This is a genomic window from Pseudomonas sp. PA-7-1E, from assembly GCF_021605325.1.
In the GTDB taxonomy this organism is placed as follows: domain Bacteria; phylum Pseudomonadota; class Gammaproteobacteria; order Pseudomonadales; family Pseudomonadaceae; genus Aquipseudomonas; species Aquipseudomonas fluorescens_BV.
The window spans coordinates 42,757-56,435 of the sequence record NZ_WKFA01000006.1 but is presented as its reverse complement, the minus strand read 5'-3'; the positions used below and the strand labels follow the sequence as shown (position 1 = coordinate 56,435).

11 protein-coding genes are annotated in these 13,679 nt (G+C 60.2%); 7 read left to right on the top strand and 4 right to left on the bottom strand.

The annotated features are described in order from the left end of the window. Window positions 1-5 precede the first annotated feature (5 nt). The 3 genes from lepA to lptF all read right to left on the bottom strand — a co-directional run bounded on the left by lepA (window position 6) and on the right by lptF (window position 4,253). Window positions 6-1,805 carry a translation elongation factor 4 gene (gene lepA / locus GIW79_RS05875; protein ID WP_032877619.1) on the bottom strand — a complete coding sequence of 600 codons (1,800 nt, stop codon included), beginning with the start codon at window positions 1,803-1,805 and terminating at the stop codon, window positions 6-8. Window positions 1,806-2,062: 257 nt separating this feature from the next. After that, on the bottom strand, window positions 2,063-3,142 hold the full coding sequence (lptG, locus tag GIW79_RS05870; RefSeq protein WP_003188851.1) for an LPS export ABC transporter permease LptG: 1,080 nt from the start codon (window positions 3,140-3,142) through the stop codon (window positions 2,063-2,065). Beyond that, window positions 3,135-4,253, bottom strand: a complete 1,119-nt coding sequence (gene lptF, locus GIW79_RS05865; protein WP_034128657.1) for an LPS export ABC transporter permease LptF — start codon at window positions 4,251-4,253, stop codon at window positions 3,135-3,137. Before lptF ends, lptG begins: the two co-directional genes overlap by 8 nt. 284 nt (window positions 4,254-4,537) lie before the next feature. Here lptF and GIW79_RS05860 point away from each other — a divergent pair, with 284 nt between their 5' ends. The 5 genes from GIW79_RS05860 to rlmF all read left to right on the top strand — a co-directional run bounded on the left by GIW79_RS05860 (window position 4,538) and on the right by rlmF (window position 11,328). Next, window positions 4,538-6,028 (top strand): leucyl aminopeptidase, encoded by a 1,491-nt coding sequence (locus GIW79_RS05860; protein WP_072447568.1) that lies wholly within the window; start codon window positions 4,538-4,540, stop codon window positions 6,026-6,028. 176 nt (window positions 6,029-6,204) lie between these two features. Next, a complete protein-coding gene (locus GIW79_RS05855; protein WP_034128659.1) occupies window positions 6,205-6,633 on the top strand; it encodes a DNA polymerase III subunit chi in 429 nt (142 codons plus the stop codon). A gap of 7 nt (window positions 6,634-6,640) precedes the next feature. Continuing rightward, window positions 6,641-7,015 carry a hypothetical protein gene (locus GIW79_RS05850; protein WP_057976113.1) on the top strand — a complete coding sequence of 125 codons (375 nt, stop codon included), beginning with the start codon at window positions 6,641-6,643 and terminating at the stop codon, window positions 7,013-7,015. Between the two features lie 210 nt (window positions 7,016-7,225). After that, window positions 7,226-10,072, top strand: coding sequence for a valine--tRNA ligase (locus GIW79_RS05845; protein ID WP_054897749.1), 2,847 nt, complete (start codon window positions 7,226-7,228; stop codon window positions 10,070-10,072). A 239-nt stretch (window positions 10,073-10,311) separates the two neighbouring features. Beyond that, window positions 10,312-11,328, top strand: coding sequence for a 23S rRNA (adenine(1618)-N(6))-methyltransferase RlmF (gene rlmF / locus GIW79_RS05840; protein WP_034128662.1), 1,017 nt, complete (start codon window positions 10,312-10,314; stop codon window positions 11,326-11,328). Window positions 11,329-11,510: 182 nt separating this feature from the next. On the opposite strand, the gene GIW79_RS05835 is transcribed toward rlmF, so the two are convergent. Continuing rightward, window positions 11,511-11,792, bottom strand: coding sequence for an HU family DNA-binding protein (locus tag GIW79_RS05835; protein ID WP_003188840.1), 282 nt, complete (start codon window positions 11,790-11,792; stop codon window positions 11,511-11,513). A gap of 396 nt (window positions 11,793-12,188) precedes the next feature. Here GIW79_RS05835 and yejK point away from each other — a divergent pair, with 396 nt between their 5' ends. Both yejK and GIW79_RS05825 read left to right on the top strand, forming a co-directional pair. Next, window positions 12,189-13,193 carry a nucleoid-associated protein YejK gene (gene yejK, locus GIW79_RS05830; protein WP_065885922.1) on the top strand — a complete coding sequence of 335 codons (1,005 nt, stop codon included), beginning with the start codon at window positions 12,189-12,191 and terminating at the stop codon, window positions 13,191-13,193. Continuing rightward, entirely contained in the window at window positions 13,193-13,543 is a 351-nt protein-coding gene (locus GIW79_RS05825) for a glutaredoxin family protein (RefSeq protein ID WP_054921114.1), read from the top strand. The genes yejK and GIW79_RS05825 overlap by 1 nt, the downstream gene beginning before the upstream one ends. The last annotated feature ends 136 nt before the right edge of the window (window positions 13,544-13,679 follow it).

Here is a 13,679-nt window from a genome sequence, read left to right as displayed (position 1 = left end):
AGGACCTAACTATCCAACCTGAGCACCGCAAGGAAGGCTTCTTGTGGAACTTCCACGTTGCCTACTTGCTTCATGCGTTTTTTACCGGCCTTTTGCTTCTCAAGCAGTTTGCGCTTACGGCTTACGTCACCGCCGTAGCATTTGGCCAGTACGTTCTTTCTGAGAGCCTTGACGGAAGTCCGTGCAATGATCTGCCCGCCGATGGCGGCCTGGATCGCGACGTCGAACATCTGGCGCGGAATCAGTTCTTTCATCTTCTCGGTCAGTTGGCGACCTTTGTAATGCGCGTTGTCCTTGTGCACGATCAGTGCCAGGGCATCTACCTTGTCGCCGTTGATCAGCACATCCAGTTTCACCAGATTAGCCGATTGGTAACGATCGAAATGGTAGTCCAGCGAAGCATAGCCGCGACTGGTGGACTTGAGACGGTCGAAGAAGTCCAGGACCACTTCGTTCATCGGCATATCGTAGGTCACTTGTACCTGAGTACCGAGGAACAGCATGTCGCGCTGCACGCCACGCTTTTCGATACACAGTGTAATGACGTTGCCCAAGTGTTCCTGCGGTACCAGGATATTGGCCCGCACGATCGGCTCGCGCATGTCTTCGATGGCCGACAGGTCCGGAAGCTTGGAGGGGTTGTCGACGTAAATCGTTTCACCGGTTTTGAGCAGCAACTCAAAAATAACGGTTGGCGCGGTGGTGATCAGGTCCAGGTCGTATTCGCGCTCGAGGCGCTCCTGGATGATCTCCATGTGCAGCATGCCCAGGAACCCGCAACGGAAGCCGAAGCCCAGGGCGTCGGAGCTTTCCGGGGTGTACTGCAACGACGAGTCGTTGAGGGTCAGTTTTTGCAGGGCTTCGCGGAAATCTTCGAAGTCATCGGAGCTGACCGGGAACAGGCCGGCGTAGACCTGTGGCTGGATGCGCTTGAAGCCGGGCAGCACGTCGACGTCTGGCGTGGAGCTCAGGGTCAGGGTGTCACCCACTGGTGCACCGTGAATATCCTTGATGCCAGCGATGATGAAGCCTACTTCACCGGCTTTCAGATCAGTGGTCGCGGTGTGTTTCGGGTTGAATACACCGACGCTGTCCACCAGGTGGATCTTGCCAGTGGACTTGACCAGGATCTTGTCGCCCTTCTTCACACGGCCATGGCGCACGCGTACCAGGGAAACAACGCCCAGGTAGTTGTCAAACCAGGAGTCGATGATCAACGCTTGCAGCGGATCTTCGTAGTTGCCGGTCGGTGCGGGAATGGTATGCACCAGGCGTTCGAGCACTTCGTCGACACCCAGGCCGGTCTTGGCGCTGCAGGTGACGGCGTCGGTGGCGTCGATGCCGATGATCTTCTCGATCTCTTCCTTGACGCGCTCAGGCTCGGCCTGGGGCAGGTCGATCTTGTTGAGCACGGGCATGACTTCCAGGCCCTGCTCGATCGCGGTGTAGCAGTTGGCAACCGACTGCGCCTCCACGCCCTGGCCAGCATCGACCACCAGCAACGCGCCTTCGCAGGCCGCCAGCGAACGGCTGACTTCGTAGGTGAAGTCAACGTGGCCCGGGGTGTCAATGAAGTTCAGTTGGTAAGTAATGCCGTCTTTGGCCTTGTAGTACAGCGTGACGCTGTGGGCCTTGATGGTGATCCCGCGCTCGCGTTCGAGGTCCATGGAATCCAGTACCTGGGCTTCCATTTCACGCTCGGCAAGGCCGCCGCACATTTGGATAAATCGATCGGCCAGCGTCGACTTGCCATGGTCAATGTGGGCGATGATGGAGAAATTGCGGATATGACTCAAATCACTCACGGATCAACACTCAAAAAGGCTGCAGGCAGATTGCCCGCTGAAAAATAGCCGGGAATTGTACCTGATGCTCAGGCCAGACGTCATCTTTGCTGACCAATACAAAAAAGCCCCACTTTAATGGGGCTTAAAACTGTAGGAGCGAGCTCGCTCGCGAAAATCGCCAACGATAACGCGCTTATTCTGGATAAACGCTGCGTTTCGCAGACTTTCGCGAGCAAGCTCGCTCCTACAGTGAGTGGCATTTAGCGAGCGCGGCTTCAACCCGCCCGGCGGAGCAGCCAGAACCCGGCCACGGCACAAATAGCTGTTGGCACCAGCACCGCAAACAGCGGCGAGAAGCCGAATACCAGGCTCGACGGCCCAAGCAAGTCCTGGGCGATGCGGAAGGTGAAGCCCACCAGCACGCCGGTAAATACCCGTTGGCCCAGGGTCACGGAACGCAATGGCCCGAAAATGAAGGAGATCGCCATCAACACCAAGGCCGCGGTAACCACCGGCTGCAAGACTTTCACCCAGAACGCCAGCCAGTAGCGGCCATTGTTCAAACCCTGCTCCTTGAGGTAGTGGATATAGCTCCACAAACCGGAGATCGGCAGGGCTTCCGGCACCATGACCACGGTGTTGAGCAACTCCGGCTTGAGGGCGATATCCCACTGTTCGGTCGGCACATTGACCACTTCGGTGCTGGACTGGGTGCCCTGGCCCACGTTACGGAAGTGCGTGGTGGTGACGTCGCTCAGTTGCCATTGCTCGCCACTGTACTGCGCGCGCTTGGCGAAGCTGGACGACAACATGTGCCGTTCTTTGTCAAAGGTGTAGCGGGTCACCCCGATCAACAGGCCACCCGGTTGCACGGCGTTGATGTGGATGAACTCGTCACCCTGGCGGTGCCACAGGCCGTGCTTGGCGCTTTGCGCATCGCCCGAACCCTGGGCCAGGGCGCGATTGGCCTGGGCGGTGGCTTCGGCCGGTGGCGCGACGTATTCACCGATCAGCACACTGCAGGCCATCAGCAGCAGCATCGGCTTCATCACCGCCCAGACGATACGGCCGATGGAAACCCCGGCGGCGCGCATGATGGTCAGCTCGCTGTTGCTGGCCAGGGTGCCCAGGCCGATCAGGCAGCCAATCAGCGCGGCCATTGGCATCATGTCGTAGAGGCGGCGCGGCGCGGTCAGTGCGACGTAGCTCAGCACGTCCGTGACTGTGTAAGTGTCAGTAACGTTGCCCACTTCATCAATGAAGGCGAACAGCAAGGCCAGGCCGAGAATGATGCCCAGTACCGCCAGGATGGCGATCAGTACGCTAATGCCGATGTAGCGATCAAGCTTAGCCACGGGCCAACTCCTTCAGGCCACGACGGCTCTTCATTTTCAAACGGATAGGTTCCCAGTAAAGCAGCCCCAGGCCGATCATCAGGAAAACCCCGTGCACCCACCACAGGCCCAGGGCCGGTGGCAACTTGCCCTTCTCCAGGGAACCACGGGCAGAAATCAGGATGGTCAGGTAGGCCATGTACAGCAGGATCGCTGGCAGCAACTTGAGGAAACGCCCTTGGCGCGGGTTGACGCGCGACAGCGGCACGGCCATCAGGGTCACGATAAACACCAGCAGCGGCAGGGACAGGCGCCATTGCAACTCGGCGATGGAGCGCAACTCCGGGCTGCCGAACAGCGATGAGGTGGGCAGTGCGTCGCGGTCGGTGACCTCGTCACTGATCTCGGCCTTGGGCAGCATGACGCCATAGGTGTCGTACTTGATCGCCCGATAATCCGCCAGGCCAGGGCTGCCGTCGTAGCGGTAGCCGTTTTCCAGGATCAGGTAGCGATTGCCATCGGGACGGATTTCCTGGCGACCGCTGTCGGCCACCAGAATCGAAATACCCCGATCCTTCTGGTTCTGACCGAGGTTCTTCTGGGAGATGAACACGCCGCCAAGGTTGGAGCGGTCGTCGGTCATGGTTTCGGTGTAGGTCACCCGCGAACCGTCGCTGAGCGACTGGAAGCGACCGGGCTCGAGGGTGTCGAACTCAGTCATCGCATCCTGCTTGTTCAGCAGGAGCTGGAATTGCATGGCCCCCTGGGGCGCCAGGCTCATGCTCAACCAGGCCACCACCAGGGCAACACCGGCGGCAGGCACCATGGTCATGGCCAGCAGGCGCTGCTGGCTCATGCCGGTGGCCGACAGCACGGTCATCTCGCTTTCCAAGTACAGCCGGCCATAGGCCAGCAATATGCCGAGAAACAGGCCAAGCGGCAGGATCAACTGGAGCATGCCGGGCATCCGGTAGCCCATGATCAGGAACAGTGAGCCCGGATCCAGGGCGCCAGCGGCGGCTTGGGCCAGGAACTTGACGAAACGACCACTCATGATGATGACCAGCAACACCGCACTCACGGCACTCAGGGTCAACAGGACTTCGCGGGACAGATAACGGAAGACAATCAAACCAGACACTCCAGGGTTGTCAGGCTAAGGCGGCCAAACAAGCAAGCATACCGAGTCGACCCGCTTACCACGGGCCGGCTAAAAAGATGGCGCATTATCCTGTGATTGACCTCGCCTGTCACGGAGCTTACTCATGCGCACGCACAAAGCGTGCGCCAAGGGTTGTCAGGCTCCGTTGGCGAGGTTCAAACTGCGGCCTTTGTCGCTGGCGGTTTACAACGCTGCCGAGCTTTAAAGCCGGAGTACAAGCTCCCGGCTCACAGACCTTGATAAGGGACCCGAAAATGGAATTGGTTGTAAAAAGCGTTAGCCCCGAAACGTTGAAAACCGCCACCCTCGTGGTCGCTGTCGGCGAAGGCCGCACACTCGGCGTCGCCGCCAAGCAACTGGACGAACTGAGCGGCGGCGCTATCAGCGCAGTGCTCAAGCGCGGCGACCTGGCCGGCAAGGTCGGCCAGAGCCTGCTGCTGCAGAGCCTGCCCAACCTTAAAGCCGAGCGCGTTTTGCTGGTGGGCGTGGGCAAGGATGCCGAACTGGGCGACCGTCCGTTTCGCAAGATCGTCAGCGGCATCCTCACCACCCTCAAGGGCCTGGGCGGCAGCGATGCGGTGCTGGCGCTCGATGAAATCGTGGTCAAGGGCCGCGACAGCTACGGCAAGACCCGCCTGCTGGCCGAGTCGCTGGTGGACGGCGGCTATATTTTCGACCAGTTCAAGAGCCAGAAAACCGAACCGCGCGCCCTGAAGAAAATCACCCTGCTGACCATCAAGGCCGCCCAGGCTGAAGTCCAGCGCGCCGTCACCCACGCCCAGGCCATCGCCAACGGCATGTCGTTCACTCGCGACCTGGGCAACCTGCCGCCGAATATCTGCCACCCGACATTCCTGGGCGAACAGGCCAAGGCATTGGGCAAAGAGTTCAAGGGCTTGAAGGTTGAGGTACTGGACGAGAAGAAGATCAAGGACCTGGGCATGGGCTCGTTCTATGCCGTGGGCCAGGGCAGCGACCAGCCGCCACGCCTGATCGTGATGCAATACAACGGCGGCAAGAAGTCCGAGAAGCCTTACGCCCTGGTAGGTAAAGGCATCACTTTCGATACCGGCGGCATCAGCCTCAAGCCCGGTGCGGGCATGGACGAGATGAAGTACGACATGGGCGGCGCCGCCAGCGTGTTCGGCACCCTGCGTGCCGTGCTGGAACTCAAGCTGCCGATCAACCTGGTGTGCATTTTGGCCTGCGCCGAGAACATGCCGAGCGGCGGCGCGGCTCGCCCAGGCGATATCGTCACCACCATGAGCGGCCAGACTGTGGAGATCCTCAACACCGACGCCGAAGGCCGCCTGGTGCTGTGCGATGCCCTGACCTACGCCGAGCGCTTCAAGCCCCAGGCCGTGATCGACATCGCGACCCTGACCGGCGCGTGCATCGTTGCCTTGGGTTCCCACACTTCGGGCCTGCTGGGCAACAACGACGAACTGATCGAGCAACTGCTCAGCGCCGGCAAGGCCGCCGACGACCGCGCCTGGCAACTGCCGCTGTTCGATGAGTACCAGGAACAGCTCGATAGCCCGTTCGCCGACATCGCCAACATCGGTGGCCCGAAAGCCGGCACCATCACCGCGGCCTGCTTCCTGTCGCGCTTTGCCAAGAACTTCAACTGGGCTCACCTGGACATCGCCGGCACGGCCTGGACCAGCGGCGGCAAGGACAAGGGCGCCACTGGCCGTCCGGTACCCCTGCTGACCCAATACCTGCTGGATCGCGCCAAAGCTTAAGCGGCCCCGGCCCTTCTGTAGGAGCGAGCTTGCTGTGGCGAGGGAGCTTGCTCCCGTTGACTGCGTAGCAGTCCCCGGCTTTTTAGGGGCACTGCGCACCACAGCGCAAGCAAGCTTGCTCGCCACAGCAAGCTCGCTCCTACAGAGGGGCAACCAGGCCAGCCCCAGGATTTCCAATGCCCCAAGTCGACTTCTATATATTGCCCAGCGCCGATCCTCTCGCGCGCCTGGACTTTGCCTGCAAACTCACTGAAAAAGCCTGGCGCATGGGCCATCGCATCTACCTGCACTGCAGCGATGCCGCCCAACGTGAAGAACTTGATGCCCGTCTGTGGCGATTCAAGGGCGAAAGCTTCGTGCCCCACGGCCCCGCCGAATCCGAACCTGAAAGCCTGGTAGTCCTGGGCTTGGGTGACAATTGCGGCGATCACCATGACTTGCTGGTCAACCTCGACCTGAAAGTACCGGCCTTTGCCCAAGCGTTCGCCCGTGTGGCGGAAGTGGTAGTGGAAGACCCGGCTATTCGTCAGGCTGCGCGGGAGAGTTTCCGTTTCTACCGTGAACAGGGCTATCCTCTGCAAGATCACCGGCTACAACGACTTTGAGTACATGATGGACACTCCCAACCCGCTGAAAAAAGACGAACACCTGCTGGACGACCTGGAGTCGATCCGTCAGTTGCTGGGTGATGACAACCTGCAACCGCCGCTGCTGACCGAGACGGTCGAGGGTGAGGTACAGATTCCGCTGTTGTTCGACATGGTCGGCGGCAAGCCTGCCGCGCCGGCACCTGCGATTGCAGAACCCGCTCCAGCCGCCGAAAAAGCCCCCGACGCCCTGCTGCTGCACCTGGACAACGAACTGCGCGCCGCTGCGCAATTGATCATGCAGGATGTGATCGATGACTTTGCGCCGCATATCGAGGCCGAGATCAAGCGTCGGATGGATGCGCGGATGGAGCGGTTGCTCAGCCAATACCAGTCTTAAACCTTGCATAGACCCCTGTGGGAGCTGGCTTGCCTGCGATGGCGGCGCATCAGTCGCCGAAGATGCTGACTGAAACACCGCCATCGCAGGCAAGCCAGCTCCCACATTAATTCTGCATCGGTCTTAACCGTCTTCGCCTCGCCCTCGCCCCTATCCCCCGTTATACTTGCCGGCTTTCCTGAATAAATGCCAACTAGGGTCCCGCCGCGCATGGATAAGACCTACCAGCCCCACGCTATCGAAACTTCCTGGTACAACACCTGGGAGTCCGAGAACTATTTCGCCCCACAAGGTGCGGGCGACTCGTACACCATCATGATTCCGCCACCGAACGTCACTGGCAGCCTGCACATGGGCCATGGCTTCAACAATGCGATCATGGATGCGTTGATCCGCTTCCGCCGCATGCAGGGTCGCGACACCCTGTGGCAACCGGGCACCGACCACGCCGGTATCGCCACCCAGATGCTGGTGGAACGCCAACTGGAAGCCACCGGCCAGAACCGTCACGACCTGGGTCGCGAGAAATTCCTGGAGAAAGTCTGGGAATGGAAAGACCAGTCCGGCGGCAATATCAGCCGTCAGATCCGTCGCCTGGGTTCGTCCGTAGACTGGAGCCGCGAGCGCTTCACCATGGACGACGGCCTGTCCGAAGCCGTTAAGGAAGCCTTCGTGCGCTTGCATGAAGACGGCCTGATCTACCGCGGCAAGCGCCTGGTCAACTGGGACACCAAGTTGCACACGGCCATTTCCGACCTTGAAGTGGAAAACCACGACGAGAAAGGCTTCCTGTGGAACCTCAAGTACCCGCTGGCCGACGGCGCCAAGACCGCTGAAGGCAATGATTACCTGATCGTCGCCACCACCCGACCGGAAACCATGCTCGGCGATGCCGCCGTCGCCGTTAACCCGAACGACGAGCGCTACCAGGCGCTGATCGGCAAATTCGTCGAACTGCCACTGGTTGGCCGCCGTATCCCGATCATCGCGGATGACTACTGCGACCCTGAGTTCGGCACCGGCTGCGTGAAAATCACCCCGGCCCACGATTTCAACGACTACGAAGTCGGCAAGCGCCACAACCTGCCGTTGCTGAACATCTTCGACAAGAATGCCGCCGTATTGCCGGCCTGCCAGGTGTTCAACCTGGACGGCACGCTCAACGACAGCATTGACGGCAAGATCCCGGCCGAATACGCAGGCCTGGACCGTTTTGAAGCGCGCAAACAGATCGTTGCCGCCTTCGACGCTGCCGGTTTGCTGGTCAGCGTTGACGACCACGGCCTGAAAGTGCCGAAGGGCGACCGCTCCGGCACCGTGATCGAGCCGTGGCTGACCGACCAGTGGTACGTGTCCACCAAGCCGCTGGCAGAACCTGCGATTGCCGCCGTGGAAGATGGCCGCATCCAGTTCGTGCCTAAACAGTACGAAAACATGTACTTCTCGTGGATGCGCGACATCCAGGACTGGTGCATCAGCCGTCAGCTGTGGTGGGGCCACCGTATTCCGGCCTGGTACGACGAGTCGGGCAAGGTCTATGTAGGCCGCGACGAAGCCGAAGTGCGTGCCAAGCACAACCTCGGCGCGGACATCGCGCTGCAACAGGACAACGACGTACTGGACACCTGGTTCAGTTCGGGCCTGTGGACCTTCTCTACCCTGGGCTGGCCGCAGCAGACCGAGTTCCTGAAGAAATTCCACTCCACCGACGTGCTGGTCACCGGCTTCGACATCATTTTCTTCTGGGTTGCCCGGATGATCATGCTCACCATGCACCTGGTGAAGAACGAAGACGGCACCCCGCAGGTACCGTTCAAGACCGTGTACGTACACGGCCTGGTACGCGACGGCCAGGGCCAGAAGATGTCCAAGTCCAAGGGCAACGTCCTGGACCCGCTGGACATCATCGACGGCATCGACCTGGAAACCCTGGTGCAGAAACGCACCTCGGGCCTGATGCAGCCGAAACTGGCGAAAAAGATCGAGAAGCAGACCCGCGACGAATTCGCCGACGGTATCGCCAGCTACGGCACCGACGCCCTGCGCTTCACCTTCTGCTCGCTGGCCTCCACCGGTCGCGACATCAAGTTCGACATGGGCCGCGTCGAAGGCTATCGCAACTTCTGCAACAAGATCTGGAACGCGGCGCGCTACGTGCTGGACAAAGGCGAAGACTGCGGCCAGAACGGCGAAGCCTATGAGCTGAGCCTGGCGGATCGCTGGATCATCTCGCAGTTGCAGCGCACCGAAGCCGAAGTGACCCGCCAGCTCGACCAGTTCCGTTTCGACCTGGCCGCACAGGCCCTGTACGAGTTCATCTGGAACCAGTATTGCGACTGGTACCTGGAACTGTCCAAGCCGGTACTGTGGGACGAAAACGCGCCGGTCGAACGCCAGCGCGGCACCCGTCGCACCCTGGTGCGCGTGCTGGAAGTGGCGTTGCGCCTGGCGCACCCGTTCATGCCGTTCATCACCGAAGAAATCTGGCAGCGCCTGGCGCCGCTGGCCGGTATCGAAGGCAAGACCATCATGCTGCAACCTTGGCCGGTGGCCAACGAAGCGCGCATCGATGAGGCCGCCGAAAGCGATATCGAATGGCTCAAGACTCTGATGCTCGGCACACGTAACATCCGCGCCGAGATGAACATCGGTCCGGGCAAGCCGCTGGCCGTGTTCGTCAAGAACGCCAGTGCCGAAGACCAGCGTCGCCTCAGCGAGAACGATGCGCTGCTCAAGAAGCTGGCCAAGCTGGAGTCGATCACCGTATTGGCTGCCGATGCCGAAGCACCGTTGTCTGCCACCGCGTTGGTGGGTGATATGGAAGTGCTGGTGCCGATGGCCGGCCTGATCGACAAGGGCGCGGAACTGGCCCGCCTCGACAAGGAAATTGCGCGTCTGCAAGGCGAAGTGCAGCGAGTGGGCGGCAAGCTGTCCAACGCGGCGTTCGTTGACAAGGCGCCGGCTGAAGTGATCGAGAAAGAACGCGCCAAGTTGGCCGAGGCTGAACAGGCCTTGGGCAAGCTGGCGGAGCAACATGCGCGGATTTCCAGCCTGTAAGGGGAAACCGTGTAGAGAAAGAGGCCTTCGGGCCTCTTTTTTTTGTCCAGGAAAACGACACCATTTCCCAATCAAAACCCTATCCCTGTGGGAGCTGGCTTGCCTGCGATACTGACGACTCGGTGTATCAGGCAGACCGAGGTGATGCTATCGCAGGCAAGCCAGCTCCCACATTTGACCGAGTTGTGTTCAGGAATGTGTGACAATGCCCACCACATTGAGCCAACACCAGAATCATCATGACCGCCCCCACTACGCCCAAACCACCGCGCAAGAAGCCTAAAACCGCCGCCACGGCCAAACCCGTCGCGCCGCGCAAAGAGGCCACACTGCACCCGCGCAACCGCCACACGGGCCGTTACGACTTCCCGGCGCTGATCAAGACCACGCCGGAACTGGCGCAGTTCGTGATCATCAACCCCTACGGCAAAGAGAGCATCGACTTCGCCAGCCCGGATGCGGTGCGGGTGTTCAACCGGGCACTGCTCAAGTCGTTCTATGGCATCCAGCATTGGGACATCCCTGCCGACTACCTGTGCCCGCCGGTGCCGGGGCGTGCCGACTACGTGCACTTCCTCGCCGACCTGCTGGCCAGCGTCAACGACGGCAAGATCCCGCGGGGCTCGATCGTCAAGGTGCTGGACATCGGTATGGGCGCCAACTGCGTGTACCCGCTGATTGGCTATATGGAGTACCGCTGGAACTTCCTGGGCTCGGAGGTCGACCCGATCGCTGTGTCCGCCGCCAAGGCCATCGTGCAGTCCAACGACCTGAGCAAGGTCATCCAGCTGCGCCAGCAACCCAACCCCAAGCAGATCCTGTTGGGCCTGCTGGAGCCGGGTGAGCGCTTTGACCTTACGATGTGCAACCCGCCGTTCCATGCATCCATGGACGAAGCCACCAAAGGCAGCGAGCGTAAATGGCGCGCCTTGGGCAAGGCCGACCCGAAACGCAAGTTGCCGGTGCTTAACTTCGGTGGTCAATCGGCCGAACTGTGGTGTGAAGGTGGAGAAGCGCGGTTTGTGACGCAGCTGATCGCCGAGAGCGCGCATTTTGCCCATAAAGTGCTGTGGTTCAGCACCCTGGTGTCCAAAGCGTCCAACCTGCCGGCGATCGAAACCGCGCTGAAAAAAGCCGGCGTGCTGGAAAGCCAGGTGGTGGAGATGTCCCAGGGGCAGAAGCAGAGCCGCTTTGTGGCCTGGACATTCCAGACCAAGAACGAGCAGCAGATCTGGCGCCAGCGCTGGGTTCGATAAGAATCATTGTGGCGAGGGAGCTTGCTCCCGCTGGGCAGCGCAGCGGCCCCAAAATCCTGGGAGCGCTGCGCACTCCAGCGGGAGCAAGCTCCCTCGCCACAATAACCGCGCTCTACAATAAAATCGCAGGCAATAAAAAACCGTGCCCGGATCACTCCGAAGCACGGTTTTTTTGCTGCGTCTTACTTGTTAACAGCGTCGGTCAGGCCTTTAGCCACAACCAGCTTGATAACTTTCTTGGCAGCGATTTCGATGGCAGCGCCAGTCGAAGGGTTACGGCCAGTACGGGCAGGACGCTCGGTCACTTTCAGTTTGCCAACGCCTGGCAGAGTGATTTCGCCGCCATTTTCCAGCTGATCAGCAACAACTTGGCTCAGTTGGTCCAGCAGAGCGCGCACGGTAGTTTTCGGTGCGTCTACTGCTTCAGCCAGGTCAGCGATCAGTTGGTCTTTAGTAATAGCCATTGTGGTGTTCCTTCCCTATCAAATTCATATGGATTGCAGAGTGCAGTGTCAGCCGTCGAGCCCGACCGTCATGGCCTGGCATCCCCGGCCATAACCACGGAGATCGGGGTTATAGATGCTTGAAACGGGGATTGGTTCGACCTGACAAATGCTGAATGCACGCTTAACGCCGAGACTTGGCGTAAGACGGGGCAAAACTAGCACAGAGACGGGGAAATATCCGCCTCAACATACCCATTTGGTCAGCTTTATCGCTCTAAACCGTGAAAAAAAGGCATATGGCCAGTGGGAGGGCGTGCAAAATGCCGTTCGGGGCACGTCTTGACCAATGGGTGCGGTACACTGGGCGACTTTTCGGGGAGGCCGACCGCTCCCCTTCAACCAGCCGAGAAGCCTATGCCGATCCGTCATTGCATCGTCCACCTGATCGACAAAAAACCCGACGGCACACCCGCAGTTCTTCACGCCCGCGACTCGGAGCTGTCCGAGTCCGCCGCCATCGAGAACATGCTTGCCGACCTCAACGAGAGCTACAACGCCAAACAAGGCAAGGCCTGGGGTTTCTTCCATGCCGAGTCCGGCGCGCACCCGTTCAGCGGTTGGTTGAAAGAATACTTTGACGGTGGCCAGGACTTCACCACCTTCAGCCGCACGGCGGTAGAGCACCTGCAAAAGCTGATGGAGGAATCCAACCTCTCCACCGGCGGCCATGTGCTGTTTGCCCATTACCAGCAAGGCATGACCGACTACCTGGCTATCGCCCTGCTGCACCACAGCGAAGGCGTGGCGGTGACCGACGAGCTGGACGTGACGCCCTCGCGTCACCTGGACCTGGGCCAACTGCACCTGGCGGCGCGTATCAACGTCTCCGAGTGGCAGAACAACAAGCAGTCCAAGCAGTACATCTCCTTCATCAAAGGCAAGAACGGCAAGAAGGTCTCGGAGTACTTCCGCGACTTCATCGGCTGCCAGGAAGGCGTGGATGGCCCGGGCGAAACCCGCACCCTGCTCAAGGCGTTCAGTGACTTCGTTGAAAGCGAAGACCTGCCCGACGAGTCCGCCCGCGAGAAAACCAAGACCCTGGTGGACTACGCCAGCAGCCAGGCCAAGCTCGGCGAACCCATGGGCCTGGAAGAGCTCTCCGGGCTGATCGATGAGGAGCGGCCAAAAGCCTTCTACGACCATATCCGCAACAAGGATTACGGCCTGTCGCCGGAGATTCCGGCCGACAAACGCACCCTCAACCAGTTCCGCCGCTTCACCGGGCGCGCCGAGGGCCTGTCCATCAGCTTTGAAGCGCACCTGCTGGGCGACAAGATCGAGTACGACGAAGCCGCCGGCACCTTGATCATCAAGGGCCTGCCGACCCAACTGACCGACCAGCTCAAGCGCCGTAACTGATGCTGGGCGGGGTGCTCAAGAAAGTTCTGCTGGTGTTGCTGGTGGTGGTTGCGATCCAGAACTGGGGCAAGGTGGAGCGGCTGTTCAACCCGTCCCAGGTGGCGCCCGAGCACGTACGTGCCTCTGCGCGGGTGGTGCTCTATGCCACCGAGTGGTGTGGGTACTGCAAGCAGATCCGGCGTTTTCTGGACCAGAAGGGTATCCCGTACCAAGCCGTCGATATCGAGAAGGATGCCAAGGCGCGCAAGGCGTATGAGGCGCTGGGCGGTGGCGGGATTCCGTTTGTGGACGTGAACGGCACCTTGATTCGCGACTACAACCCCGAAGCAATCATGGCCGCCCTGAAGTAACACCCAATCAAATGTAGGAGCTGGCTTGCCTGCGATGGCGGTGTAACAGGTTCAATACCTGTGACTGACACACCGCTATCGCAGGCAAGCCAGCTCCCACACAAGCCTGCTCTGCGCATCGAGCTCTGGGGTGTGA

Bases quoted from the DNA above. Each gene is read 5' to 3' on its own strand.
- GIW79_RS05860 (WP_072447568.1), top strand. From the start codon at position 4,538: ATGGAATTGGTTGTAAAAAGCGTTAGCCCCGAAACGTTGAAAACCGCC.
- GIW79_RS05855 (WP_034128659.1), top strand. From the start codon at position 6,205: ATGCCCCAAGTCGACTTCTATATATTGCCCAGCGCCGATCCTCTCGCG.
- GIW79_RS05850 (WP_057976113.1), top strand. From the start codon at position 6,641: ATGGACACTCCCAACCCGCTGAAAAAAGACGAACACCTGCTGGACGAC.
- GIW79_RS05845 (WP_054897749.1), top strand. From the start codon at position 7,226: ATGGATAAGACCTACCAGCCCCACGCTATCGAAACTTCCTGGTACAAC.
- rlmF (WP_034128662.1), top strand. From the start codon at position 10,312: ATGACCGCCCCCACTACGCCCAAACCACCGCGCAAGAAGCCTAAAACC.
- GIW79_RS05835 (WP_003188840.1), bottom strand. From the start codon at position 11,792: ATGGCTATTACTAAAGACCAACTGATCGCTGACCTGGCTGAAGCAGTA.
- yejK (WP_065885922.1), top strand. From the start codon at position 12,189: ATGCCGATCCGTCATTGCATCGTCCACCTGATCGACAAAAAACCCGAC.
- GIW79_RS05825 (WP_054921114.1), top strand. From the start codon at position 13,193: ATGCTGGGCGGGGTGCTCAAGAAAGTTCTGCTGGTGTTGCTGGTGGTG.